The following is a 26532-nucleotide window of genomic DNA, read 5'->3' as shown; positions in this document are numbered from 1 at the left end:
TATGAATAATTTCGAAAGTAATTTTGGTAAAAATGAATTTCTTGATACAAGAGAGATATTTAAAGAATCGGAGCCAAAGGTTATTTCAACATTTACTCCAAAAAATGCAAATGAAGCAAAGCTTGAATTCCTTGCAAACGATGATCTTTCTCGACCAAATAATGAATATGAAAAATTAAATAGCGCTGAAATTGAAAATCTTTACCAAAATATTTCGAATGCAATTTTAGCGGTTGAAAACGATAATTCACTTGGTGAGATTGAGCGAGAAATGTACAATACTCAACTCGAAACAAGAATTAAAACTGTTAAAATGCTTGAAGCAGCCTGTAATTTTCGAAAAGCTGAAAGTTTGGTAGACAAACAAAAAGCTCAAGAAGAATTCATGAAAAACAATATTGAGGTTTATGGCGAGCCGGACTTTGAAACATTCAATTCTCTACTTTCAGATAAAATTACAAAAATTGATGCTTTGAAACTTGATGAAAAAGGTGAAAGAATCCGTTCAGAGTTTTATGAACTAATTAAAAATGATGAAATTTTAAATCAAAACACAGAAAGATTTAAACCGAGTGATGAAGTTTTTCATAAATTTGGTGAGATTATTAAATACTTATATTCAAAGCAATTAGAACTTATTCCGGAAAAAGATAGCAACGAGAAATACTCAGCAAAGGAAATTTTTGAGGTTTTCGAAAATATTTTGAAAGATTTTGAAAAAGATGGTTTTTCGAAATTTAATGTTGAATGGAAAGATTCTGGTGCGATTGCAGTTTCAGCAAAAGATAAGAAGATTTTTATTCCTGAAAATCGAAAACCAGTCTCAAAAAAAGAGCTTGAAGGCTTGGTTGTGCACGAAATTGGAACACACTATATGCGTGCTCAAATGGGTGAAGCTTATGATAATCAAGCTTTGAGAACTGGTCTTGATGGGTATATGAACACTGAAGAAGGGATTGCTCGTGCTATGGAAATGGCTGTAAAAGGTAAATATCAAGAAGCAGGTGTTCAGCATTATTTAACGGCAGGTTTTGCTTATTTTAATAGTATGAGTTTTCGTGAAGCTTTCGAAACTAATTGGAGAATGGGCATTTTAGACGGAAAAAATAATTTTTCGGAAGAGAATATTGATAAGAAACGTCAGATTGCTTATCGAAATACGCAGAGGATTTTCCGTGGAACTGATGAATTGCCTTGGTTTAAAGACTTGAGCTATTTTAACGGTGGTCAAGAAATTTGGAAGTACATTGAAGAAAATATTGATTCGCCAACGTTAATTGATGATTTTTTGCTTGGCGGAAAAAATAATTTGTTCAACTCAGATCAACAAAGGCAGATTTATGAACTTAAAGTTGGAAAGAAATAGTTTGACAAAAACTAGATAACATGGTAAAATTTAGATAATTTTAAATAATAAATTCAGCGAGGAGTGATTCTTTCATGGAAGAAAAAGTGATTTTTGGAACTTTTGAAGAGGTGACTTTTACTGATGTTTCAGGAGAAAAAATCTCGGAAGTTAAAACTATCGCTAAAATTGATACAGGAGCTTTTTCGGGAGTTGTTCATGCTGAAAATATTTTTGAAAAAGATGGTATTTTAGGTTTTGATTTATTTGGTGATGAAAAACTTCATTTTGAAACGCGAGATTTTAGGTTTCGAAATGTTCGAAACACTCACGGTGGCGTGAAAAAGCGTTTTTTGGTTAAATTTGGAATTTTGATTGAGGGCGAAAGATTTGAAGCATTATTTGGACTAGATAATCGTTCGAAAATGAAATTTGAAATGCTGATTGGCCGAGCGTTTTTGATTAAAAATAATGTTTTGGTTGATTCGTGCAGAAAAATTAATCTTGATGAAGAATGGAAACAGATGGGAGAAAAACAATAATGAGAATTGCAATTTTATCAAACGGGCCAGGAAATTATTCAACAAAGCGCTTGCGGGAAGAGGCGGAAAGTCGTGGGCATGAAGTTGAGGTTATTGCTTATGGAAAATGTTATGTTTCGATTGATGAAAAAAATCCAAAAGTGATGTATGGTGGCGAAAATATCGGCAAATTTGATGTATTTATTCCGCGAATTGCAAGCCATATGACCGAATATGGAACATCTGTTGTCCGCCAACTTGAGGCGGCGTATCCACGGGCATTTTTTATGAATCGTTCAATTGCAATTATGCGCGCGCGAGATAAGTTGCGTTCAACTCAAATTATGGCAAAATATGGGGTTTCGATTCCGAAAACAGTTTTTTCTCGAAACTCGAATGATATTGACGATTTGTTAGAAGAAATTGGTGGAACACCTGCAATTATCAAGCTTGCGCGCGGAACACATGGAAATGGTGTGGTTCTTGCAGAAACTAAAAAAGCTGCAAAATCAGTGCTTCAAGCGTTTTATTTGACGAATTCTGATGGAACTAATGTGCTTCTTCAAGAATTTATTAAAGAGTCGGCGGGAACGGATATTCGAGCTTTTGTGGTTGGTTCACAAGTGGTTGCGAGCATGAAACGTCAGAGTTTAGATGACGATTTTCGTTCGAATTTGCATAAAGGTGGGCTAGGTGAGCCGATTAAACTTACGCCAGAAGAAAAGCGAATGGCGGTTCGAGCAGCAAAGGCGATGGGTTTAACGATCGCTGGTGTGGATTTGATGCGTTCGGCGCGTGGTCCATTGGTTTTAGAGGTTAATGCAAGTCCAGGGTTTGGAATTGAAAAGGTCACTTATCGAAATGTTGCTGGCAAAATTATTGATTATATTGAGCGAAACGCAAAACGCGGCAATAAAAAAGATAAAATTGGAGCATAAAGAAAAAAGCGCAATCTATTTTGCGCTTTTGAATTGAACTTTAATTTCGGTTTTTTCGCCATTTTTCGAAAGTTTAATATTTCGAAAATGAATATTATCATTTCTTGAAATTTCTTCGAGATTTGATTTTGCTTCTACGGCTTCATTCTCGTTAGAAAATTCTAGAGTTGCAGAATTGTCTTTGATATTTTGAAGAAGTTTAGTTTTTAACTCAACTAACGTTTCGTTATGATCCTCGTCTATAGCAGGCTTAATTGCCAAAACCCAAATTCCTAATAATAAAACTATACAGGACGCTATTGTAAACAAATACTCATTGCGGTATCTTGCCCAACTTAGCTTTATTTCTGTCCATTTTTCTTTTGAAATCATTTTTTATACCCCCAAAAAGTGCTATGATACGTTAAATTATACAATATTTTTATAGATTAGTCAATATCATAAAAAAGCTATTGCATTTTTTGTTATTTTTTGATAAAATATAAGAGCTATAAAAGTTAATAAAAGGGAAATAATCTAAATGCTAGCAATCAGATTACAGCGATTAGGTCGCAAAGGTTATCCTGTTTATCGCGTAGCGGTTCAGGAAGCGCATCGACATCCGTCGAGTGGGCGCGTGGTTAGCTATGTTGGTTCATATAACCCACATACAAAAGAAGCTAAGATCGAAAAAGAATTGGCTGAAAAATATCTTTATAACGGCGCACAACCAACTCCACGAGTTGTAAAACTTTTGGAAGATGCAGGAATTGAAATGCCAAAATGGGTTAAAAAACCTACACAAAAAACTCGTGCGATTAAAAATGTTGAAAAACTTCGCCGCAACCAACCAAAAGAAGAAGTTTCAGAAGAAGCTTAAAGCTAAAAATCACTTTTCATTTCGAAAGGTGATTTTATTTTTTTTGAAAAAAGAAAAAGCCAGCAAATATTTGCTGACTTATTTGTTAGGGCGATTAATCTTAATTATTATTTTGTCGCCATCTTTAGATGTCTTATAACTAAGATTTAAATCTTCTAGGACATCTATATATTTCGATAGATCTTCGCTATCTACCGAAAACTCGTCTCCTTTTTTAATGATCTCTTCTTTTATCTCATCTTTAGGCTTCATATCTATGTATGATATAAAGCCAAAGACAAGACAGCAGCACAGCGCTATTAATAATAAAAAGGAAAAGCACCCATCATTATTATTATAATTATCTTTACTCATACAAGTACCTCAAAATAAACTATAGACTGACTTTGTAAATAGTGAGTATTATGATTATCCTTTCTGTATAAAATTATTTAGCTATATGTGCACATATAATAATTAAATAGATAATCAAGTAAACTACGCCCTCTAAAATATTTGCGAGAGATTTATCTTTCTTTTTGTTGCCGTTTTGCATAAAATGTACCTCCAAGTATAGAATATTCAAAATTATACAATATTAAAAAATATTTGTCAATAATTTGCGAAAAAATGCGAAGTTTGGTAGAATATAAACATAAGAATAATGTAAAAAAGGAAAAATGGTGGGAAGTTATTTCGAAAAAATAAATAAAAGTTATCAAAAGCAGAATATTGAGGATGTTGCTGAATTTTACACTGCGATCAACCGTGAAAATTTAACTAAAAAACTTTCGTTAGATCGTCCGTATGTCTATTTTACAATGGAAGTTTACGATAAGAGCAACGGCATTAAAGGTGGTGGTGGTTTAGGTGTTTTAGCCGCGGATACGCGACGCGTTGCTGAAAAGCTTGAAATTCCATTTGTTTGCATAACACCATTTTATCGACAAGAATTACATCAGTCGATTTATAATCTTGACCAAAGAGAAGAGTTCATTTCGGTTAATCCAGAAGATTTTGGTTTTGAATATCTTGATGATGTTGAGATTTATACTAAAAATATGCCACCAGCACGCCTAAATATTTTCCAAAAAATTCTTGGAACAACGCGTTTTTTGACTATGAGTGAAAGTAATTTTGGTGAACTTTATGCTGGCGATGGATCGGGTGATCATCGATTGTATCAAGAAGTTTCGCTTGGTTTTGGTGGGTACAAAGCATTAAAAATGGTTGGCCTAAAGCCATCGGTTATACAGCTAAATGAAACTGCTACTATTTTTGCTGCAGTTGCTCGGCTTGATGAGCTTGTTCGGAATGGGATGAATCTTTACGAAGCGATCGTATACGTTCGAAAACATACACTTTACACAAACCACACATTAGTTCAGGCTGCCGAAAGTGAGTTTTCTTATGACCAATTTGATAGAATCGTAATGCCAAATATAGAATCTTCTGCATTAAAAACATGGATTTCGGGATTATTCAGAGACGGGAAGTTAAAGCTTTCAACACTTACGATCGAATTAGCTGAAGCAAAGAATGGTGTTTCAAGACTGCACGCAAACGTTGCAGATTATCGAGACATAAATGGGGACAAGGTTAAATTTAAGGCTGTTACTAACGGTATTGATCTGCCAACTTGGGTTTTGCCTGAAATTCTAGAAGATTTTCGAGATAAAGCGGTATTTGATAAATTTGATCTGCCAACAGAAAATTATAAAGAAAACCTATCTAAGATTTCTTCAATGGATATTCGAAACTTTCGAAAACTTGGGCGCAAGAAGTTGAATGAAATTCTGTTACATCGAAAAGATCAATATGGCCATGTGGTGCAAATTCCTGAAGATGCAATGCTTTTTGATTTCAAGCGGCGTTTTGTATCTTATAAGCGCCCATGGATGCCTTTCGAAAATATGGAAGAGCTTCGACAAATCTTGAGAAATAACAACGCGCACTACATTTTAACTGGAAAAGTTCATCAAGGTGATGTAAAGATGCGAGCAACTTTAAACTCGGTGCTTTCGAAAATTGAATCTGATGATTTTTTGAGAGAACGAGTGCATTTCATTCAGGATTATGACGAGGAATTGGGTTTAGCTTTAGCGGTAGGTTCAGACGTGGCGATAAATGTACCGATTGTTGGTCTTGAGGCTTGCGGTACGTCATTTATGAAGGATTTAGCAAATTTGAAGATGTTAATTTCGACTGCGGATGGTGGGGTTGCAGATATTTCACCAACGCCGTGTTTAGAAGTTAGCGGTGTAAATTATGACGAAGAAGTCAAAAACTTATATCTTCAAATGAATCGTGCTGGGCAAATTTTTAAAGATGATTATTTGCTTGAAAAACAGATTCGAAAGCAATTGAAGGGCTATATTCCTGTAATTTCTGGCTCTCGAATGATGAAGGATTATCTAAGGTTAATTTTTGGAAAATAAATTTTAATAGTTTAAAACCCGCATCAGCTGACCTGACATATAGCAGTTTAGTTAAATGGGTTAATATTAGCGAGCCCAGTTGTTTGGCTCGCTTTTTTCATTATTTAATTTTCCGATGAAATTGTAGTAAATGTCAACCTGAATAATTCGATTGCGTTTCGTGCCAGTTGGTTTCTGAATAACAATCTTGTCAATCAGTTCATTCACTATTTCAACGGTTAATTTTGGAAGCTCTGTATATTTTGAAATTCTCGCCATAAACTTGGAGATATTCAAGCTATCTTCTTGTTGTTTGGCGAGTTTTTCAGTTAAATCAGAAATGGAAGTTTGAAGTTGTTTCTGTTCTTCTTCATAGCTCTGACTTAGCTTCACAAAGCGTTCATCTGAAATTTTTCCAAGTAGATTATCTTCATAAAGCTTCTGAATGATGCTGTCAATATCTTTAGAGCGGTGTTCATCCTTTTGGAGTTGCTGGCGCTGGCGTTTATTATTTTTGCTGAATTGAGCTTGGCTTTGCTGTTCTAACTTTTTCAAAAAGGCTTCTTGGTCGAAGTGGATTTCCTGAATAGTTTGGCGGAGCTTACCACTCACAATCTCAATCAAGGCAGATTTTTGAATATAGTGGGGATTTTCACAACCATCAATCGGCTTACGGTAGCCAGAACACTTGTAATGGTCGTGGTTGAGTCCATTTTTCTCTTGTGGGCAAAAATAATGCTTTCGCCCACAAGTTCCGCAAAAAACCAATCCCGCAAACAAATTCTCGTGACCAGTCCGATTTTTATACCGTTGATTAGACCGCTTATGATTTCGGATTTTTCGAACAATATCAAAAGTTTCTTGGTCGATAATTGCTTCATGAGTATTTTTGAAAATCAGCCAATTTTCTTTTGGGTTATCTACTTTACGTTTATCTTTATAAGATTTCGTGCGAGTTCGAAGATTGACAGTATGCCCAAGATACTCTTCACGCCCTAAGATAGCGCTTAGGGTTTCTCGCGTCCAAAAATAAGGCAAAGTTTCCACATTTGGGCTGGAAGAAATAGACTTCAAACCGATTTCTATTCGGTGGCGGTCTGGTTTAAAAATTTTGTCATTTTCTAACCCTTTAGCAATCTCCGAAAGGCTTTTTCCGCTTTTCGCTTCTTGAAAAATCCGTTTCACAACTTCGCTGGCAACTGGGTCAACAATCCAATTTTTAGGGTTGTTTGAATCTTTGAGATAGCCGTAAGGTGGGTTAGTAGTTACACGCTCGCCAGCTTTGGCTTTAGCTTGAACCACCGCCCGAATCTTCTTGCTGGTATCTGCCGCATACATTTCATCCATTAGACTCTTGATTGGCAAGAAAATTGAATTAGTTTCATTAGGTTTATTCGAATCTACGCCATCATTTAAGGCGATAAAGCGAACATCAAAGCTCGGAAAAGTAATTTCCGTTAGTTGACCAACCTTGATATAAGACCGCCCTAAACGGCTCAAATCCTTAACGATAAAGTTTGAAACTTGTCGATTTTCCACTAGTCTAAGTGCTTCCGAAATAGCTGGACGGTCAAAATTTGTGCCACTAAAGCCATCGTCAACAAACAAAATAGGATTGGGGAGATTTTCTCTTGTAACTACATCAAGCAGAATTTTCTTCTGATTGGTAATCGAGTTACTGTCTCCGTCCAGACCATCGTCTTGACTTAAGCGACAATAAACTACCGTAATATCTGAAAGTTTTGAAGTATCTACTTGTCTATAATCTGAAATTGTCAAAGTTCTGTTCATGTGTTTTTCTCCTTTTGGAGTTCACACACCTTATACCTCTATTATACCATTTTTACTACTGTTAAAGTAGTGATTTATCGCTTAAAATCAACCTTTCTAGGACATTTTCAAGATTGCGATTTCCAGTAAAACGGTGACGGATTAAGTAAGTCGTTCGACCAATTCGACAAATTTCATCGGCGGTGTGTGAAGCCTGTTTTGAGTCTCTATCTTGATTCTTCTGGTTCATTCGAAATACCTCCTTTGATATAATCTGAATATTCGTCCAAAGTAATCACGGTGAATAATTCCCAAAAATTGTATAGTTCTTTTTGAATCACTTTCGAAATCGCCAGCTTTCGCTTGTCGTCTGGCACAACCCACAAAACATAGGGGAAAACTTCCTTTTGTCGTTGTTCAATACCTGACCGATAATATTCAATATATTTCTTACAAGTATTTAGGATACGTACAAGACTTTCCGTGCTTCGGTCTATTTCCAGAAAATAATGGTCTTCATAATCGTGATTAATCAGTTCCAAATAAGCATCTGGTTTTAGGGTCATTCCAACACCAGAAAGTTTTTGGTAGCTGCGCCAAGAGTTTGGCTCAAAGGAAAAAGTTTCAAGCGACAGTTTTTCTGAATCTCGAACGGTCTCCAGTGTCTCAACAAAAATTTCCGTAATCCCCAAAGTGTGTTCAACGTGGTGCTGGGTTGGTTCGTATTTATTTTTATAACGCAAAACAACTGTTTCATCTTGGTTTTTAAGAAATTTTAGTCCTTGAAAAGTAATTTGCCAAACATAAGAAGCGGAGCCACGGCGTGCGCCACCAACTCGTCGTTTTAAATGTGAAACCAATCCAGCTTTCTTCAGGCTTTGCAGTGCAAAATTAGTGCGGCGAATAGTAGTCTCAAATCGAGCGCTATCCGCGAAAAAGAGTCTGGCTAATTGGTTAGTGGTAGCAAATCTTGCTTGACTCAAAAAGTAAAGAATTTGCGTGTTGTTATCTATTTTGTAATTCCATTTCATCTGTTTTGTTCTCCATTAAAATTTAAAGGGTGTGCTCCTGTAAAATGTGCTTAGTTACGGAGTAAGTCGTGTGAGTAAAAATCCTGAAAACCTTTATTTGTCAGGGGTGGAAGATTTTTCTTCATCAACACGATTCGAAGAGCGATTGGAACGCTTTTTCCTCCCTAAATCTGTTAATTTTTGATTAGAATCTTCATTTTTTGAAGCAGATTTTTCAAAAATGTAGTTTTCAAATTGGCTTTCAATTTCTGAAATATCTTGTCCGTATCGGCTCAAGCTATTCAAAAATGGCGTGCGACTATCTCTAATTTTTGGTTTAGGTGGGTAGGCTTTACCAATAATCCATTGATAAGTATTTTGTGAAATTTCAGTACGAATATATGCCCAAAATGGTGGTAAACTGTAAAAATCTTCTTTATCAATCTCCAGAGTATATTTTGCCATTTCGCGAGCTTCATCAAGATTTAAGCCAAAAACAATTTTATTCGCAACATTAGATTCAATACCAGCTTTTAACTGAGGTGACATCTGTGCAAGATGCTGGAAGCCGATATTCCAGCCAACATTAAATTGGCGAGATTGTGAAAGTGCTTCATCTAAGTTAGAATTGGGGATTCCTAGGAAACTTGGTGTTTCATCAATATAGATAAAGACCGATTGGCGTTTGCTTGGCTCAACTGACGACTGGCGCAAAATTAACATCCAGAGCATTGAAGTGATGAGGCTACCAATGAGTTTCGCAGATTCTGAACCGATTACCGATTTATTTAGTGGAATCAATACGATTTTTCGGCTTTTGAAGATTTCTGCAAGACTGAAATTTGGATTAGTTTGTCCCAACATTGCCCGAAGTTGCGGACGAAGCAAAAACTGTCGGAATTTATTCAAAATGGGGTTTAATATCTGGTGACGTTGGGCTTCACTGAGTAGCTCAAACCAGTTCCAGAAGCTCTCCAGTCCAATTGGGTCTTTTAACTCTCTTAATAGTTTATTTCGAAAGGACTTATTAGTGAGCAAACTTGGTAACATCACTAAAGAGGTATTTGGAATTCTAGCAAGCGTTAGAAAACTGTGTGACAAAATGTCCAGCGAGTAAATTCCAAAATGTTCAGGATAAAGCCCTTTAAATAGCTCCAGTAGATAATCTGCGATAACTTCGGGTTCAATACCATATTTGGTGAGTTCAAAAGGATTGATGCCAACAACTCGTTTGGTGGTTGGTGAAATGACTACTGTATCTTCATCGTGTTCAGTTGGTGTGCGCTCTAAAAGTTCATGAGTAAGTTGACCTTTGGCATCCACCACAACTACACTATGATGTTTAGATTTTATATCTGATAAAATCAAGTGACTCATGGCAGTAGTTTTCCCGCAACCTGTTGAGCCGAGAAAAACGGTGTGCTTTTTGCCAGCTTGTGCTGAAATTTGAATTGGTCTTGATTGATTTTCAACCGTTTGCGCCAAACTTCGCTGATTTTTTCGGTTAATATTGTAGCCCAAAGGCGGAGTCACTAATTTAGGGTGAACATTTGGCACGCCTGCAATATTTTCTTCACCAATTGGTAGAAGTAGAAAACAAGCAAGGTCTGAAATTCCCAAACTATAGGGATAAGCCCAAGAAGGTTGTGCTTGATTTAGTTTTTGGATAGCAAATGGTTTTAATTCAATGGTTGCATTTGATTCCATCATGCGAAAACTACTTAACAAGCTATCAAAAAATTCTTTTGTTCGTAAAATACTGCGAGATTGGACACCAAGACGAATTTCACACTTAAAAGTAGATTGGTTTAATTTTTGTTTCATCAGCTTTTTGGAGTTTTCGGAAAGCTCAGGAATATTATTTGTAATCACTTGATACCATTTAACGGATAAATTCGGCAAATCTTTTGGCTGCGGCCGAGGTGGTGAGCCTGCACCAATGACCAACTGAACAACTACTGTTTCATCTGGCTGAAGTATTTTTGAAATTGCAAGGCTTGAACGTATCATGTTTTCTACAGAGTCCGTTTTTAAAGCATAGTGAGATTCTTTGATGTTCACTAACCGTGCAACCGAAAGTTTTTCGCGTTTAGGAGCTCTTGAAAACTGAATAGCTCGGTGTGATTGAATTAGTTGGCTGATATGTCGCTTATCTTGTTCTTCTGTTCCTAATAGATAGCGTACGCGATTCTTAGATAATCGAATTTCAAAAATAACCGCTTTACGCCGAGTTAACCCCACCAGTTGACCCAGCATAGATTTCACATCATCTATTTTAAACGGGCGCATCCAGTTGAGTTCACTCCAAGATAGTGTTTCAAATTTTCTTTTCATCTCTACCTCCAATCTTTAGTTTTAATAATCCGAAAGGTAAGCCAGCCGATGAAAACGACCGCCGTCATCAAAACCAAGAACCACCAAACTTCCAGAATTAGTTTCAACGCCCAGTTAATAAGCCAAGCACAAGCAACAAATCCAAGAATATATGCTATTAGTTTTTTCATGGCTGGTCTCCTTTCTGCCTATATTTATACAAGAAAGTTGGTGAAAAGTTAAATTTAGCTACCTTCAGTTTTAAGAGCGATTGGAATGAAATTTAAACAATGAAACAGTAGTATATTTCAACATATTTTGACCATTTGTCTAGTCTAAACAGTCCTTTTATTTTCTTGAAATTTTTCGCATTTCTGCTTTAGCAACCAAGAAAAGTTCATTGATTTCTTGCCGTTTCTCCAGAAATTCCTCCAGAGCAATTTCTTCTTCGCTACAGTGTTTTTCGTTTGCTTGTTTTGGTTTTTCGAACCAATCCCAAAGAAATACAGTAATAATAACGATAACTATAAAAGCTATAAAGTAATCCATCATAAAGCTACCTCATTTCATTTTTTCAGTAGCATAATAAGTGAATGCTTTAAGAATATAATCTGTATACTCTTTAGCTTCAGGAGTATTTTTAAGTATTTCAGACTGAGTAAGTGCCAAATTGCCCACTTTATATAAAATATCGTTAGCTAGAAGCTCTAAGGCTTGATTATCTGCCATCGCTTCGCTTAGAGTTTTGGCGACTTTTAACTGATAGGGATTAACAAGTTGAGAAAGTTCTGCTTTTGGGGTTGATTTTTGGATATGATTCATGAGATTTCTCCTTTGATTTTGATATAATTTATGTTATAAACATTGTCGACTTTGTTTATGGTTATAGTGTAGCGAATATTTTTATCTCATTCATCAGGTAAAAAATCTCAGAAATCTCAAGGAGAAATCGTGTGACCGAATTTAGATTAGGATGGTTTTGTTATATTTTGCAAAAATCTGAAAAGAAAAAACGAAACCAAGAAGATTTCGTCAATAGTATTTTGAATAGATTAGCGAGTGAAAACAACCCTAAAATTTCATTTATTCCAGAAATTAACCGTGTTTCCAGTAACCGCCTCTTTACGGGTGATGAAGAAGTTCCAGAATTTTATCGAGAAGCTTTACCAATTAGCGATTTAGGATTTCAATCCCAAAGGATAGCTGATGTTTTGAAAGATTTAAACCGTGATGAAACTTTTGATTATAGGCAAGCTGTTTTTAAAATCAAATCAACTCTTTTAAACCAAACCCAAAAAGCTACCGTTGTTTTTGGTAGCGAAAAAATAGAATTACTTAATCATTGCCATGAAGATGAACTTTACTTGGCAAGCCTTTTCATTCTTTTGGTAAATCTTTCGAATATTCCTTCCGAAAACTCAGAAGAATTAAGACAAACGCAAATCATTAACCAGCACATTTTTAAATATCTTGAGAATGAGGTTTTATTAATGCCATATTCACATAGAAAAACTATTGAAGAATCTTTAAAAAGCAAACAGCAGATTTTTTATTTTGATTTATATAAGCCTGAAACGTTAAACGATAATAAAAATCTCTTTTCACCCACTTTAAAAGTTTTGATTCAAGATTCTATTTCTAAAATGCCAATTATCCAGAATGGTTTAATAATTCAAAACGAAACCATCAACGAACGAATTACACAGTTTATTGAAGAAAACTTTGAGAACAGCCCAAAATTAACTTTAATTACTGGATTTTGCCAATCCGAAGCAGATTTTTATAAAGCTTTGGATAGATTTTTACCAAAAGAAGCTATTAATAAAATTTTTATGATTAAAAGTTTTGCTTTGTCTATAAAAGCCAGCTATGACTATACCGCTTCGAAAATGAAAGATATGATAACCTTAACAGAAAATATTGTAAATTATCTAGAAAATAGAGCTTTCGCAAAACAAGATAAAATAGAGTTTACGGTGGGTTCAGGTGAAAAAATGAATAAAAATGAATTGGTATTCTTTTGTTTGATGGAACAGAAGTATTTTATGTAAAAAAATATTCGGAAATCAGATATAAATTCAATAAAATCATTGGATGTAAGTGTTTTCAAATGAGTCCGTAGCGCTTTTATGATAGAATAAGTTGATAAGAAATTAGGTTTATATTTGAAATGGAGATATAAAATGAAAAAAATGATTCACTCTATTATAGATTTTTTTCCTGATAAAAATCAGTGGTTTAGTTTTGTAGATTACTTTTTATCGTTCAAAGCAATAACATTATTAGGTTTTATCTCTGGATTATTTACTTTAATCATCGATAATACTGATTTTCTAAACTGGGTATCGAATCTTTTTAGATATTTAAGTGAATTTAAAATTGAAAAAATATCAAACAAACAACCTACAACTGTATCTGAATTTTTTGCAATATGGACTATCATTTTTATGACTGCTATAGTTATTGCTCAATTCTTTTCTTTTATTAAAAAGTGGAACGAGGTAAAAGAAAAGAATAAACTATTAGAGGAGTTGTTACAATATAGCTCAAGGTTAACTCAGAATAATACAATTCATTTGACGCACACGGATAAGTCCTTTAATCAATACGAGTTTTCTAATCTTATTATTCACGAAATATATAACACAACGGAAGCATTAAAAAATAACAATGAACTAACAGCTTCCTCGAATATAGATGGTATAATGTTTTTATTAAAGATTTTATCAACTAAAATGATTACTATTTTTGATAAAATTTACTGCAAGGGTTTGAAAAATTTTCTGAAAAATATATTGAAAGATACTAAATTTGCAATGAAAAAATTATTAGACGATGAAATTTATATACGTCTATACTTTTATTCCTCTGATACTAGAGATAAGATGTACTCATCGTTTGTTGATGACGAATTATTTTTCTCTGAGAGTAGCTTAAACCATAAAACCTGTTATGAAGTTAGCGATGAACGATTCCAAGAGATTCAAAGCCCTAAAACGAGTAAAAAGTTGAAGATTGATAAACATAGAAAAATTATCTTTAGAATTGGGAGCGATAATATAAATAATAGAGAAACGGAGTTTTATGGATTCATGGAATATGATTTTAGTAATACTTTTATAGGCGAGAAAGATTTTCTGGATAGTGACTTTATGCAAAATACAATAAAATCACTAAGTATTGTAATTATTGAACAACTGAGTTACAATATGAGAGTTGTACGCAATAATATGACTGATATTCGTGTGCGAGCACTTAAACATAGCAATAATCTACTTAATGAAGATTTTGATTTCTTGAAAACTATTTATGATAATTTTTAGAAAAGAGGAATAGACATGTCTAAAACACAAGCCCTAAATACTACTCAAACTCATAATAAATTACTAGATGATAACAAGGAGTTAATAAGAATAATCGGAACTGCCCTTTATCCAGCAATTAAACAACTGGAATTATTACAAGAAGCTCAGGAAGAAATTAGAAATATGAAATTAGAAGAAAGAACTTCATATGAGCTCAAAGTTCAAGAAAAGGCAATCGCCTGGGAGAAAAGTTTAATTAAGTAGGAATCGCTAACTTCTCAGACTCACAAAAATTGTGGGTCTTTTCTTTTATTTCAACATTCTTCTAAAGATATAATCACCCTGCTACAATAGTAAAGAAAGGAGAAATTTTGACAAATCATCACAAGAACAAATTAGAAAACATCGAAACCATAACCATAGGTTACGCCCGAGTTAGCTCGACAGATAATCGTCAGGAATTAGGGTTATCTGTTCAAACAGAAGCTCTTAACTTCTGTGACAAGCTTTATATTGAAAAAGACTCAGGTGGAAATCAGGAGCGACAACAACTTGACAAAGCGTTAAAATTAGCCAAGAATTATGCTAAACAAGGAGTTGAAACAAATTTTGTCGTATATAAATTGGATAGACTTACCAGAAAGATGTTTCACCTCTCTGCTATTATGGAAGATTTAACCAAACATGGTGTTCATCTTCAATCAATTCATGAAAATATTGAAACAGATTCTTTAACTGGGAAATTCTTTTGCTTGATGCTGGGTTATGTTGCAGAATGGGAGCTTCAAGCTATTTCTGAACGTACTAAAGACGGACTGCGTAAAGCGAAAGAAAAAGGTGTGAAACTTGGTAATAAAGGAATAGCGAAAGATAAAGAAAAGCAAATTATTGCACAATACCAGCAAAAAGAAAATTCTGTTCGAAATATAGCCAATCAGCTGAATATTTCTACCGCAACTATTTATAATGTACTAAAGCGCAATGGTATTCAAATAAATAGAAAAAATCATCTATAATTGATTGACAATTCCTTAGAAAAATAGTAAATTTAACCTATCAACAGTTTTAGTAAACGGTCGTCAACTAAAACAATGAAAAATCAAAAAATGCCAACCTGACAGAGCCTATAAACCTTGTCAAATCAGCATTTTAAATATTTTTATTGGTAACTTTGATTGTTTTAACAAACGACCGTTCGCTAAAACAAACTCACCCCTATTGTAGCAGGGATTTTTGAGTGAAAATAAAAAAAGGAGGTTTTTCGTATTAAGATAAATACGATTTTTAATGTGCTACAAATACTTAGAGGTTTTGTTAAGGAGAAAATATGGCTTTTTTGATGTTATTAGTAATTGCGATTACTGGTGGAATTTTATGGTTTAAAATACAAGCAAATGAGTCTGCTACAAAGGAATACAACGAAAAATTAGAACTAGCTAGAAGAGTGCTAGAAACAGCCCAAAATATCCGTTATGAACTTTTAGCTGACCTCAATGAAATTGGAGGAAAGCTAGGTTCCGCAAATCATGATGAATACAAGCAACTTTTTCGAGAAAAAGAAGATACCGAAAGATTTGTAAGAAGATTAGAAGTGGTCATACCAAACCTAGAGGAAGCTTTACGATGGAAAACGGAAGTCGAAGGGGGGCGTGCGAAAATAGAAATGGCTCTTTTAGATTTATCAACACAGAGTGGGCTAACTTTGGAAGAATGGGCGAGAAACTTTGGACTTAAAATATAAAACAAGGAGGAATCGTAATGGGAAACCCTAATGAATGGTATTGTGCTTGTGAACGAGCTTTAAGCGGTAATAAATGTGATTGGTGTAAAGAAGCTATTTACCACAATCTTTCTTACCATAACTGCAATTATGGAACTTGTCAAAAGAAATCTGGATGGTAATCATTATGATTAAACAAGTTAAAAAAATTCTTACAGCAACTATTGAATGCCCAACCTGCGGGCGAAAAACAAGCGACCGACCAGAACGGTGTTGTAACTGTGGTAATAAACTATAGGAGGACAAATATGACTGAAAGATGCACAAAATGTAACGAAGTTTTATGGTTTTATGCAGAAGATGCTGCACGTGGTAAAGTTATAAAAGTTTGTAAAAATCCTAATTGTACAATGTATAATTTTAAAATCTCCTTTAGTGAACGATAGTTGAATACATGAAAAAGACGGTTCATTTGAACCGTCTCAGATTGAAGACAAAGTCCTCAGAAGTTATACTTCTGGGGATTTTTCTTGCTTTGAAGGAGTATAATAAAAGAAAAAGGTATTTGATGAGGTGTTCCTATGTTTCACAAAGAAAATCCTGAATACAATCGACGTCAAGTAGGATTCTATACGCTTGATGAACTTGTGCCTAAAGACCATTTTCTAAGAAAAGTCGAGGAAACGATTGATTTCTCTTTTATTTATGATCTTGTCGAAGATAGTTATTCCTCGGATAATGGTCGCCCTAGTCTAGACCCTGTTTTATTAGTTAAAATTCCGTTGATTCAATGTTTTTATGGCATTCGTTCTATGCGCCAAACCATTAAAGATATTGAGGTGAATACGGCTTACCGTTGGTTTCTTGGCTTATCTCTGGACGATAAGGTGCCTCATTTTACAACTTACGGTAAGAACTATAGCCGACGCTTTGAAAACAAGGAAGTGTTAGCACACATTTTTAGTCATGTGCTTCATCATGTTTTGGAAGCAGGGCTCATTGATCCCTCAGAAATCTTCATTGATGGGACCCATATCAAGGCAGCTGCTAATAATCATAAGTACAAAACTGTTGTTATTGATCAAAAAGCTAAATTCATGAGTGAACAACTGGAGATTGAGATTAATTTAGATAGGAAAAAACACGCAAAAAAGCTCTTAAAGCCCGCCGAAAAAAGCGAGGCTAAACCTAAGAAACAATCAACGACGGACCCAGACAGTGGTTGGTTTCATAAGGGAGAACATAAGGAGGTCTTCGCTTACAATGCTCAAGTAGCTTGTGATAAACACGGTTGGGCCTTAGCTTATACGGTTGAAGCAGGAAACATCCATGATAGTCAGGCTTTCTCTGCTCTTTTTGTCAAACTAGAACCATTCTCACCTGAATTCATTATTGCGGATTCAGGCTATAAAACACCTAGTATTGCCAAGTTTCTTCTAGAAAAAGGGATTACACCAGTTTTCCCTTACACTAGACCAAGAGGTAAGAAAGATTTTTTACGTCCAAAAGACTTTGTCTATGACGAGCATTTTGATTGTTATCTTTGTCCAGAGAACCATGTATTAACTTATCGTACAACCACACGTGAAGGTTATCGAGAGTATAAAAGTAATCCTAAAATTTGTAAGACCTGTCCCTTGTTAGCGATTTGTACTGAAAGTCGCCAGCACCAAAAAGTTGTTGTGCGTCATATTTGGAAAGATGCCCTAGAAGTCTGTGAAGATATTCGCCATCAAAGTGGTATGAAAGAACGGTATCAACACCGGAAAGAAACGATAGAACGGTTATTCGGAACAGCTAAAGAATATCATAACTTACGTTATACCAGAGAAAAAGGAAAGTCCAAAATGGAAGCTAAGGTTGGGCTTACTTTAGCGTGTCTAAATATCAAAAAATTGGTAAAAATGATGACAGGAAAGACCTATAATTTTACCCAAATATCTCAATATTATTGGATTATAGGAGAATTAGGTAAGAATATAAAAAAGACAAACATCAAAAACGATGTTTGTCTTCATTCTGAGACGGTTCATTTGAACCGTCTTTTAACGTGCTTGTAAGATGCGTGAACTCAGATTATTTTTAGAGTGCTGAGTGTCAGGCTGTCCTCTAGCGGGTTTTTTAGTTTATGAGTTTTTCTGTATTTCAATTACTCATATGAGCACAGGTACATATCTCTCAAGTATTCTCCTTCTGAAATTTTTGAGATCCTTGAGAAAGCAATTTTGCTCAAAATAGTCGGTGTTGTTTCATTGCTAGTAGCTTTCATAACTGCGTTACCAGTAAAAAAGCGAATATCAATTACTTTAACATAAGTATCGTGTATTTCACTTATTGTAGCGACAGCGATACAACAGTTGCCTGCAGGATTCTTTGAATATAGAATCTGCACAATATCACCAACAGCAAATGTACTTGTAGATGTACTTGTAGATGTACTTGTAATATTCATATTACACTCCTAGATTTTAAGTCTCTCGACTGTGGGATATTATTATAATAACACAAAAGGTATAAAAAGTCAAATTAAAAGCCCTCGAAATTTCGAGAGCTACGACTTCTAATGCTCTGGCCAGAACTCAAGTTCGCGACCGTCCTTTGGTTGCGCTGCTGTTTGTGAAGTTTTCTTTTTCGAAGAACCTTGGCTTACCAGTACATTAGAAGTAGAAGATTGGAAAGAACGATTCAGATTTGCCATAGCATTACCTCGTGTTTAACGTCGCAAGGACTAAATAGATTTACATAATAACATTATTTTTTAAAAAAGTCAATAGATTTTATGAAAATTGGCAAAAGTTTCGAAAATGTGCTAAAATAATAGTTAATTATGGCTACAATGAAAGAACTACGCGAAGAGCGACTACGAAAACTAGAAGAGATTAAAAGTCTTGGTTTAAACCCATATCCTGCAGAAACAGAAAGAACAGCAATGGCTGGTGAGATTGTTGCTAACTTTGAAGATATGGAAGGCCAAGAAGTGAAAATTGCTGGGCGAATTGCCGGTATTCGAAAATTTGGTAAAATTGCCTTTATTGTTTTGCGCGACTTTTCAGGAAAAATACAGCTATTTATTACGGCGCAAAATTTAGCTGAAACTTCAAAAGAGAAAAACCTAATAGGTTTAAAAAATTTGAATTTGCTTGATGTTGGTGATTTTGTTCAAGCTGACGGAAAAGTAATTCGTTCAAAAACTGGTGAAATTTCAATTGAAACTTATGAACTAAAACTTCTTTCAAAATCATTGCGACCAATGCCAACAAAGCAAGATGGTTTTACCAATAAGGAAGAACGTTTTCGAAGACGATATGTGGATATGAACGTAAATCTTGACGTTCGCGACCGTTTTGTGCGTCGTTCAAAATTCTGGAAAGCAACACGAGACTTTTTGAATAGCCGAGGTTTTCTTGAGATTAATATTCCTGTCCTTGAGCACACTACTGGTGGAGCCGATGCAAATCCGTTTGTTACGCATATGGATGCGCTAGATAGCGCACAATTCTATCTTCGAATTAGTCACGAACTTCCTCTAAAGCGTTTGCTTGGAGCTGGTTTCGAAAAGGTTTATGACCTTGGTCCGCGTTTTCGAAATGAGAACTATTCTGATGAACATTTACCTGAACATATTGCCATGGAATGGTATGCGGCCTATTGGGATTGGCGAGATGGTTTGAAATTCCAAGAAGAAATGTTCAAATATGTTCTAGAGCAGACTTTTGGCACTTTGCAATTTAAGCTTGGTAAGTTTGATGTGGATCTTTCGAAAAAGTGGGAAGAATGGGATTATGCTGAAACTATTGAAAAACGATACGGATTGAATCCTTACACTTGTTCGCTCGAAGAGGTTAAAGCCGCTTTGAAAGCTAATAATTTAGAAATCGAGCAAACTGAAAATAAAGCTCGTGGAATTGATAAGCTTTGGAAAAATATTCGAAAAGATGTAACAGGACCGATTTGGCTGGTCAATACCCCAACATTCATTTCACCTCTTGCGAAGACTCATTCAGATTCTCCGGAAATGACACAACGGGCACAAGTTGTGATTGCTGGTTCTGAGCTTTGTAACTTGTTTAGCGAGTTGAATGATCCAATCGATCAGTTAAATCGTTTTGTTGAGCAGCAGAAGATGCGAGATGATGGTGACGAGGAAGCAATGATGTTAGATATAGACTATGTTGAAATGCTTGAGTATGGAATGCCACCTGCTTGTGGAATGGGGTATTCTGAACGAGTCTTTTGGATTTTTGAAGGTGTTACGGCTCGTGAAGGTGTACCATTCCCTCAATTAAAACATGAAGTTTCAGAGACGACAAAAGATATTTATCCAGGACTAAATATATAATATATAATAGGTTGAGTGCAGGCTCGACCTATTTATTTTGAAATAAAAATAAAAAAGTAATAAAAAAGTGTTGACAATACTTTAAAAATTAGGTAAAATAGTAGAGCGTTAAACAAAAATGAGTGAATGGAGTTTAGCGAATACTTTAACAATTTAATTGTGCAAATTTATCGTCAGTCTATTTTATAGATTATCAATTTGATAATTCTTTTTATGGAGAGTTTGATCCTGGCTCAGGATTAACGCTGGCGGCGTGCCTAACACATGCAAGTCGAGCGGCAGCGAGTTTTACACTGAATTCTGGAAGCTTCTGGTTTGAAGAGAAGATTTATTCAAGAATTTTGTGTAAAATGTCGGCGAGCGGCGGACGGCTGAGTAACGCGTGGGAACGTACCCCAAAGTGAGGGATAACGCATCGAAAGGTGTGCTAATACCGCATATGGTCTTCGGATTAAAGCCTTCGGGCGCTTTGGGAACGGCCTGCGTAAGATTAGATAGTTGGTGGGGTAATGGCCTACCAAGTCGACGATCTTTAACTGGTTTGAGAGGATGATCAGTCAGACTGGAACTGAGACACGGTCCAGACTCCTACGGGAGGCAGCAGTGAGGAATCTTCCACAATGGGCGAAAGCCTGATGGAGCAACGCCGCGTGCAGGATGAAGGCCTTCGGGTTGTAAACTGCTTTTATAAGTGAGGATTATGACAGTAACTTATGAATAAGGATCGGCTAACTACGTGCCAGCAGCCGCGGTCATACGTAGGATCCGAGCGTTATCCGGAGTGACTGGGCGTAAAGAGTTGCGTAGGTGGTTCGATAAGCGAATAGTGAAATCTGGTGGCTCAACCATTCAGACTATTATTCGAACTGTTGAACTCGAGAGCAGAAGAGGTAGCTGGAATTTCTAGTGTAGGAGTGAAATCCGTAGATATTAGAAGGAACACCGATGGCGTAGGCAGGCTACTGGGCTGTTTCTGACACTGAGGCACGAAAGCGTGGGGAGCGAACCGGATTAGATACCCGGGTAGTCCACGCCGTAAACGATGGATACTAGCTGTTTGGGGTATCGACCCCCTGAGTAGCGAAGCTAACGCGTTAAGTATCCCGCCTGTGGAGTACGATCGCAAGATTAAAACATAAAGGAATTGACGGGGACCCGCACAAGCGGTGGATCATGTTCTTTAATTCGATGATAACCGATAAACCTTACCAGGTCTTGACATCCTTGGAATCTTTCAGAAATGAGAGAGTGCTTTTTAAGAGCCAAGTGACAGGTGATGCATGGCCGTCGTCAGCTCGTGTCGTGAGATGTTTGGTTAAGTCCATCAACGAGCGCAACCCTTGTCAGTAGTTGTATTTTTCTACTGAGACTGCCCCGGCAACGGGGAGGAAGGAGGGGATGACGTCAGGTCAGTATTTCCCTTACGTCCTGGGCTAGAAACGTGATACAATGGCTAGTACAATGCGCAGCGAAGCCGCGAGGTGAAGCAAATCGCATCAAAGCTAGTCCCAGTTCGGATTGTAGGCTGAAACTCGCCTGCATGAAGTCGGAATCGCTAGTAATCGCAGATCAGCATGCTGCGGTGAATACGTTCCCGGGTCTTGTACACACCGCCCGTCAAACCATGAAAGTCACTAACACCCGAAGTCCGATTCGTCGGCCTAAGGTGGGAGGGATGATTGGGGTTAAGTCGTAACAAGGTATCCGTACCGGAAGGTGCGGATGGATTACCTCCTTTCTAGGGAGAGTTATGCCAAAGGTTCGAGAAATCAACCTTTGAAGCTAGGTCGGTCTTTTCGAAAGTTTCTGTAAATTTTACTTTCGAATTCAGCCTGTAAAGGCAAGACTAAAGTTTACCGCAGACTGAGATAGATTGCACAATTAAGTTGTTAAAATTAAATAGCCTTTCGAAAGATCGGCTATTTTTATTAATAAGAAAAAACCCTTGCATTTTATTAATAAATAATATATACTATTATAGTATTCATTAAAAATCTGGGGATATAGCTCAGTTGGCTAGAGCACCTGCTTTGCAAGCAGGGGGTCCAGGGTTCGAGTCCCTGTATCTCCACCAAAGAAAGTTTTTGAATCTTTTTCGAAAATTCTCTTTGGCAAAAAGCCGAATATGGGCGATTAGCTCAGCTGGTTAGAGCGCGTCACTGATAATGACGAGGTCGGAGGTTCAAGTCCCTCATCGCCCACCATAGAACTCCCAAGTGGGAGTGTTTTTATTTATTGCGAAAAATTAAAAAAACATCCAAAAACTCTTGCATTCAAAAATAAAATGATATATAATAGTAATCACTTGCGAACGTTCATCCTGAACCTCTGGCTAAAAAGTCAATAAAATGATAAAAAACTATTGACAAAAAATATTCAAAAATATATAATAGTAAAGCGTTTGAGATCAGGATGATAAGTTCGAATCTTTGTAAGATTGAATTTATAATTTTGCTCTTAAAATGGGAGCGAGAAATTTAACAATTTGGTGATGTAAAAGAAGATAAGAATTTAAGATTGACGGCAAGTATTTGGTTGTTACCAATTACTAGTTAAGTCAATGCATAAAAAGGTACTCAAGGGCACACAATGGATGCCTAGACGTATATTACCGATGAAGGACGTGGAAGACTGCGATAAGCTTCGGGTAGCTGTCAACAAGCTTTGATCCGGAGATTTCCGAATGGGGAAACCCAGCACGAGTCATGTCGTGTTGCTCTCAACTGAATACATAGGTTGTGTAGTGGGAACCACCTGAACTGAAACATCTTAGTAGGGTGAGGAAGAGAAAATAAATAATGATTCTGGGAGTAGTGGCGAGCGAAACTGGAAGAGCCCAAACCTTTTAAGTTTCTACTTTTGTAGATAAGCTGATAGGCGAATACTTAATAAGGGGTTGTGAAATAACATAAGACCAAGTCAGAATACTTAATTTTATTGAGTAGTCTGACTTGCGATAAAAGGCTATCAACTTTTAGTAAGGTAAGAAATTTGCGTGGTTAGCAGAATAGTTTGAATGACTAGCCAAAGAACGTGAAAGCCGTGTACGCGAAAACGACGCAGACCTTATATATGTTTTTTCGAGTAGGACGGGGCACGAGAAACCCTGTTTGAATCCGGCTGGACCACCAGCCAAGGCTAAATATAATATACGATCGATAGTGAACTAGTACAGCGATGGAAAGGTGAAAAGAACCCCGGGAGGGGAGTGAAATAGAACCTGAAATTGTGTGCCTACAAGGAGTCGGAGCTGGCTTGTCCGGTGACGGCGTGCTTTTTGTAGAACGATCCAGCGAGTTAATTTCATGCGCCAGGTTAAGTCAAGTGACGGAGCCACAGTGAAAGCGAGCCTGAATAGGGCGATAAGTGTATGGGATTAGACCCGAAACCGGGTGACCTAACCATGAGCAGGTTGAAGCTGCGGTAACACGCAGTGAAGGACCGAACCAGTTTGCGCAGTAAAGCATTTGGATGACTTGTGGTTAGCGGTGAAATGCCAATCGAACTCGGAGATAGCTGGTTCTCCTCGAAATAGCTTTAGGGCTAGCGTCATGTAATATAGCCAACGGGGGTAGAGCTCTGTAAACGACTGGGGCGGGCAACTGTACCCACCGTTAACAAACTACGAATACCGTTGGTGGTACCATGGCAGTTAGAACATCGGGGCTAAGCTCGGTGCTCAAAAGGGAAACAGCCCAGACCATCATCTAAGGTCCCTAAATTAACACTAAGTGGGAAACAAGGTGAAATTTCTTAAACAGCGAGGATGTTGGCTTAGAAGCAGCCATTCATTTAAAGAGTGCGTAACAGCTCACTCGTCAAGAGATTTTGCGTGGAAAATGTAACGGGGCTAAAGTGTTATACCGAAGATATGGATTTCGTTATTCCTACGGGTTTAACGGAGTGGTAGAGGAGCGTTCCTATCGGCAGTGAAGCTCAATCGTAAGGTTGGGTGGAGCGTTAGGAAGTGAGAATGCTGGAATGAGTAACCATAAGAAAGGTGAGAATCCTTTCGGCCGTAAGAGCGAGGTTTCCAGGGCTACTGTAATAATCCCTGGGTTAGTCGGGCCTAAGCCGAGGCGTAGCAGCGTAGGCGATGGACATCAGGTTAATATTCCTGAACCGGTTATAATTTGTATACTGTGTACGGTAAATTAGTCGAAGCGGATTATTGGTATATATCCGTCCAACTTAGCGGGAACGCAAAAGGAGTGAAAGTTAATCTACGGATTAACGATTTTGATGAAAGTACTGGCTAGAAAAGCAGATATACGCGTGGTTATAGCCGCCCGTACCGCAAACCAACACAGGTGCTCGAGTCGAGTAGACTCAGGCTTACGAGAGACCCTTCGCTAAGGAACTCGGCAAAACAGCGACCGTAACTTCGGGATAAGGTCTGCCTCCGCATCATTCGATGCGAGTCGTGTTTCAAGCAATTAGGTTAAGATTAATGGTATATATGAGTATCTTAAACTTCTTTACCGAGATAGACAAGTCAAATGGCTTAGCTTGGAACGCGGCAACCTCGTGTCAAACGATGCGGAGGCCGCAGCAAAAGAGCCCACGGAACTGTTTACCAAAAACACAGGTCTCTGCTAACACGAAAGTGGATGTATAGGGGCTGACTCCTGCCCAGTGCTGGAAGGTTAAGGGGAGTGCTTTACGGTGCGAACTGAAGCCCCAGTGAACGGCGGCGGTAACTATAACCGTCCTAAGGTAGCGAAATTCCTTGTCAGGTAAGTTCTGACCCGCACGAATGGAGTAATCATGTGGGCACTGTCTCGGCGAAGGACTCGGTGAAAGTGCATTGGCGGTAAAGATGCCGTCTGTCCATGCCAGGACGAGAAGACCCCATGGAGCTTTACTACAGCTTTACATTGACACGGGTTACATCATGTGTAGCATAGGTGGGAGGCTTTGAAGCAGATACGCCAGTATTTGTGGAGCCACAGGTGAAATACCACCCTTGATGTAGTCTTTGTCTTACCATTTCCGTTATCCGGTAATGGGACCGTGTATGGTGGGTAGTTTAACTGGGGCGGTTGCCTCCTAAAGAGTAGCGGAGGCGTTCAAAGGTTGGCTAGCTTCGGATGGAAATCGAAGTGATAGTGCATGCGCAAAAGCCAGCTTGACTGCGAGAATTACAATTCGACCAGAGTGGAAACACGGAGCAAGTGACCCGCTGTAAGAACATTGTTCATTGAATGTGGGATCGACAGCGCACACGGATAAAAGTTACCCTGGGGATAACAGGCTTATCGCGCCCAATAGTTCACATAGACGGCGCGGTTTGGCACCTCGATGTCGGCTCATCACATCCTGGAGGGGAGCACCTTCCAAGGGTTCGGCTGTTCGCCGATTAAAGTGGTACGCGAGCTGGGTTCAGAACGTCGTGAGACAGTTCGGTTTATATCCGGCATGGACGTAAGGATTCTTGAGGAGATTTGTCTCTAGTACGAGAGGACCGAGATGAACGAACCTCTGGTGTATCGATTGTGGCCACCTGCTGCAGTGTCGAGTAGCTATGTTCGGTTAAGATAAGCGCTGAAAGCATATTAAGCGCGAAACTGACTCCAAGATTAGGAATCCCATGAGGACACAGAAAGATGATCTGTTTGATAGGCGCAAGGTGTAAACCTGGTAACAGGCTAGCCAAAGCGTACTAATAGTCCAATCGCCTTTTTATGTCCATATTCACTAAAATAATCTTGTATTATTGGCGTGAATATGGTAGACTTAACTAGTGTTTGGTGATTATCAAGGATAATCGCTAGTCAATCTAAAATCTTGGCATTACCAAATAATACCAAGGACATCGAAACGAGGTTTTGGCTCACCGCTTAGGAATTTGTGGCGAGTTGAAGCACAAAACCTTATTTCGGTGCCCATGGCGCTGGGGAAACACCTGTTCTCATTCCGAACACAGAAGTTAAGCCCAGTAGCGGCGAGCATACTGCGAAAGCGGGAAAATAGCACGGTGCCGAATTATAAAAAACTCCTCCTAACCGGTGGAGTT

25 protein-coding genes, 2 tRNA genes and 3 rRNA genes are annotated in these 26532 nt (G+C 37.3%); 19 read left to right on the top strand and 11 right to left on the bottom strand.

What is annotated here, in order from left to right; genetic code table 11:
• Position 1: 1 nt before the first annotated feature.
• From HXK94_002525 to HXK94_002515, 3 genes are all read left to right on the top strand, one after another.
• The gene (locus HXK94_002525) at positions 2-1366 is read left to right on the top strand and encodes a flavohemoglobin expression-modulating QEGLA motif protein (protein QTI96125.1); all 1365 of its coding nucleotides are present in this window, start codon (positions 2-4) and stop codon (positions 1364-1366) included.
• Positions 1367-1440: 74 nt separating this feature from the next.
• Positions 1441-1887: a RimK/LysX family protein gene (locus tag HXK94_002520; GenBank protein QTI96124.1), complete on the top strand. Its 447-nt coding sequence runs from the start codon at positions 1441-1443 to the stop codon at positions 1885-1887.
• On the top strand, positions 1887-2804 hold the full coding sequence (locus tag HXK94_002515; protein QTI96123.1) for a RimK family alpha-L-glutamate ligase: 918 nt from the start codon (positions 1887-1889) through the stop codon (positions 2802-2804). The genes HXK94_002520 and HXK94_002515 overlap by 1 nt, the downstream gene beginning before the upstream one ends.
• A gap of 15 nt (positions 2805-2819) precedes the next feature.
• Here the strand turns inward: HXK94_002515 and HXK94_002510 are convergent, their stop codons facing one another.
• Complete coding sequence (locus tag HXK94_002510; protein QTI96122.1) at positions 2820-3176, bottom strand: hypothetical protein; 357 nt, start codon at positions 3174-3176, stop codon at positions 2820-2822.
• Positions 3177-3324: 148 nt separating this feature from the next.
• Here HXK94_002510 and rpsP point away from each other — a divergent pair, with 148 nt between their 5' ends.
• Positions 3325-3663: a 30S ribosomal protein S16 gene (rpsP, locus tag HXK94_002505; GenBank protein ID QTI96121.1), complete on the top strand. Its 339-nt coding sequence runs from the start codon at positions 3325-3327 to the stop codon at positions 3661-3663.
• Between the two features lie 78 nt (positions 3664-3741).
• Here rpsP and HXK94_002500 read toward each other — a convergent pair whose 3' ends face one another.
• The gene (locus HXK94_002500) at positions 3742-4017 is read right to left on the bottom strand and encodes a hypothetical protein (protein ID QTI96120.1); all 276 of its coding nucleotides are present in this window, start codon (positions 4015-4017) and stop codon (positions 3742-3744) included.
• Positions 4018-4322: 305 nt separating this feature from the next.
• On the opposite strand from HXK94_002500, the gene HXK94_002495 reads away from it, so the two are divergent.
• Positions 4323-6080 (top strand): glycogen/starch/alpha-glucan phosphorylase, encoded by a 1758-nt coding sequence (locus tag HXK94_002495; GenBank protein ID QTI96119.1) that lies wholly within the window; start codon positions 4323-4325, stop codon positions 6078-6080.
• A gap of 66 nt (positions 6081-6146) precedes the next feature.
• Here HXK94_002495 and HXK94_002490 read toward each other — a convergent pair whose 3' ends face one another.
• The 7 genes from HXK94_002490 to HXK94_002460 form a co-directional block, all read right to left on the bottom strand.
• Complete coding sequence (locus HXK94_002490; GenBank protein QTI96118.1) at positions 6147-7850, bottom strand: recombinase family protein; 1704 nt, start codon at positions 7848-7850, stop codon at positions 6147-6149.
• Between the two features lie 61 nt (positions 7851-7911).
• The gene (locus HXK94_002485; protein ID QTI96117.1) at positions 7912-8079 is read right to left on the bottom strand and encodes a hypothetical protein; all 168 of its coding nucleotides are present in this window, start codon (positions 8077-8079) and stop codon (positions 7912-7914) included.
• Positions 8057-8860, bottom strand: a complete 804-nt coding sequence (locus HXK94_002480; protein ID QTI96116.1) for a replication-relaxation family protein — start codon at positions 8858-8860, stop codon at positions 8057-8059. The genes HXK94_002485 and HXK94_002480 overlap by 23 nt, the downstream gene beginning before the upstream one ends.
• A gap of 93 nt (positions 8861-8953) precedes the next feature.
• Positions 8954-11173, bottom strand: a complete 2220-nt coding sequence (locus HXK94_002475; protein ID QTI96115.1) for a type IV secretion system DNA-binding domain-containing protein — start codon at positions 11171-11173, stop codon at positions 8954-8956.
• Positions 11174-11175: 2 nt separating this feature from the next.
• Positions 11176-11343: a hypothetical protein gene (locus tag HXK94_002470; GenBank protein QTI96114.1), complete on the bottom strand. Its 168-nt coding sequence runs from the start codon at positions 11341-11343 to the stop codon at positions 11176-11178.
• A gap of 157 nt (positions 11344-11500) precedes the next feature.
• On the bottom strand, positions 11501-11704 hold the full coding sequence (locus HXK94_002465) for a hypothetical protein (GenBank protein ID QTI96113.1): 204 nt from the start codon (positions 11702-11704) through the stop codon (positions 11501-11503).
• A gap of 9 nt (positions 11705-11713) precedes the next feature.
• A complete protein-coding gene (locus HXK94_002460) occupies positions 11714-11974 on the bottom strand; it encodes a hypothetical protein (protein QTI96112.1) in 261 nt (86 codons plus the stop codon).
• 131 nt (positions 11975-12105) lie between these two features.
• On the opposite strand from HXK94_002460, the gene HXK94_002455 reads away from it, so the two are divergent.
• The 8 genes from HXK94_002455 (at position 12106) to HXK94_002420 (ending at position 18237) form a co-directional block, all read left to right on the top strand.
• Complete coding sequence (locus HXK94_002455) at positions 12106-13203, top strand: hypothetical protein (GenBank protein QTI96111.1); 1098 nt, start codon at positions 12106-12108, stop codon at positions 13201-13203.
• Positions 13204-13335: 132 nt separating this feature from the next.
• Entirely contained in the window at positions 13336-14475 is a 1140-nt protein-coding gene (locus HXK94_002450; GenBank protein ID QTI96110.1) for a hypothetical protein, read from the top strand.
• Between the two features lie 15 nt (positions 14476-14490).
• Complete coding sequence (locus HXK94_002445; GenBank protein ID QTI96109.1) at positions 14491-14721, top strand: hypothetical protein; 231 nt, start codon at positions 14491-14493, stop codon at positions 14719-14721.
• Positions 14722-14828: 107 nt separating this feature from the next.
• Positions 14829-15473 (top strand): recombinase family protein, encoded by a 645-nt coding sequence (locus HXK94_002440; protein QTI96108.1) that lies wholly within the window; start codon positions 14829-14831, stop codon positions 15471-15473.
• 311 nt (positions 15474-15784) lie between these two features.
• The gene (locus HXK94_002435) at positions 15785-16198 is read left to right on the top strand and encodes a hypothetical protein (GenBank protein QTI96107.1); all 414 of its coding nucleotides are present in this window, start codon (positions 15785-15787) and stop codon (positions 16196-16198) included.
• A gap of 17 nt (positions 16199-16215) precedes the next feature.
• The gene (locus HXK94_002430) at positions 16216-16359 is read left to right on the top strand and encodes a hypothetical protein (protein QTI96106.1); all 144 of its coding nucleotides are present in this window, start codon (positions 16216-16218) and stop codon (positions 16357-16359) included.
• A gap of 126 nt (positions 16360-16485) precedes the next feature.
• Positions 16486-16623 carry a hypothetical protein gene (locus tag HXK94_002425; protein ID QTI96105.1) on the top strand — a complete coding sequence of 46 codons (138 nt, stop codon included), beginning with the start codon at positions 16486-16488 and terminating at the stop codon, positions 16621-16623.
• Between the two features lie 135 nt (positions 16624-16758).
• Entirely contained in the window at positions 16759-18237 is a 1479-nt protein-coding gene (locus tag HXK94_002420; GenBank protein QTI96104.1) for an IS1182 family transposase, read from the top strand.
• Positions 18238-18326: 89 nt separating this feature from the next.
• Here HXK94_002420 and HXK94_002415 read toward each other — a convergent pair whose 3' ends face one another.
• Together HXK94_002415 and HXK94_002410 are read right to left on the bottom strand one after the other, a co-directional pair.
• Positions 18327-18629, bottom strand: a complete 303-nt coding sequence (locus HXK94_002415; GenBank protein ID QTI96103.1) for a hypothetical protein — start codon at positions 18627-18629, stop codon at positions 18327-18329.
• A 108-nt stretch (positions 18630-18737) separates the two neighbouring features.
• The gene (locus HXK94_002410; GenBank protein QTI96102.1) at positions 18738-18875 is read right to left on the bottom strand and encodes a hypothetical protein; all 138 of its coding nucleotides are present in this window, start codon (positions 18873-18875) and stop codon (positions 18738-18740) included.
• 129 nt (positions 18876-19004) lie between these two features.
• On the opposite strand from HXK94_002410, the gene HXK94_002405 reads away from it, so the two are divergent.
• The 6 genes from HXK94_002405 to rrf all read left to right on the top strand — a co-directional run bounded on the left by HXK94_002405 (position 19005) and on the right by rrf (position 26502).
• The gene (locus tag HXK94_002405) at positions 19005-20516 is read left to right on the top strand and encodes a lysine--tRNA ligase (protein ID QTI96101.1); all 1512 of its coding nucleotides are present in this window, start codon (positions 19005-19007) and stop codon (positions 20514-20516) included.
• Positions 20517-20726: 210 nt separating this feature from the next.
• Positions 20727-22254, top strand: a 16S ribosomal RNA gene (locus tag HXK94_002400).
• 259 nt (positions 22255-22513) lie between these two features.
• Positions 22514-22590 (top strand) — tRNA-Ala (locus HXK94_002395).
• 53 nt (positions 22591-22643) lie between these two features.
• Positions 22644-22720: transfer RNA gene (locus tag HXK94_03460), tRNA-Ile, on the top strand.
• 361 nt (positions 22721-23081) lie between these two features.
• Positions 23082-26203 (top strand): 23S ribosomal RNA (locus HXK94_03455).
• Positions 26204-26393: 190 nt separating this feature from the next.
• Positions 26394-26502 (top strand): 5S ribosomal RNA (rrf, locus tag HXK94_002385).
• The 16S, 23S and 5S rRNA genes sit together here with 2 tRNA genes alongside, the layout of an rRNA operon.
• Positions 26503-26532 lie beyond the last annotated feature (30 nt).

Source organism: Candidatus Nanogingivalaceae bacterium (assembly GCA_015257795.3).
Lineage (GTDB): Bacteria > Patescibacteriota > Saccharimonadia > Saccharimonadales > Saccharimonadaceae > Nanogingivalis.
This window is presented reverse-complemented; position numbering and strand designations above follow the sequence as displayed.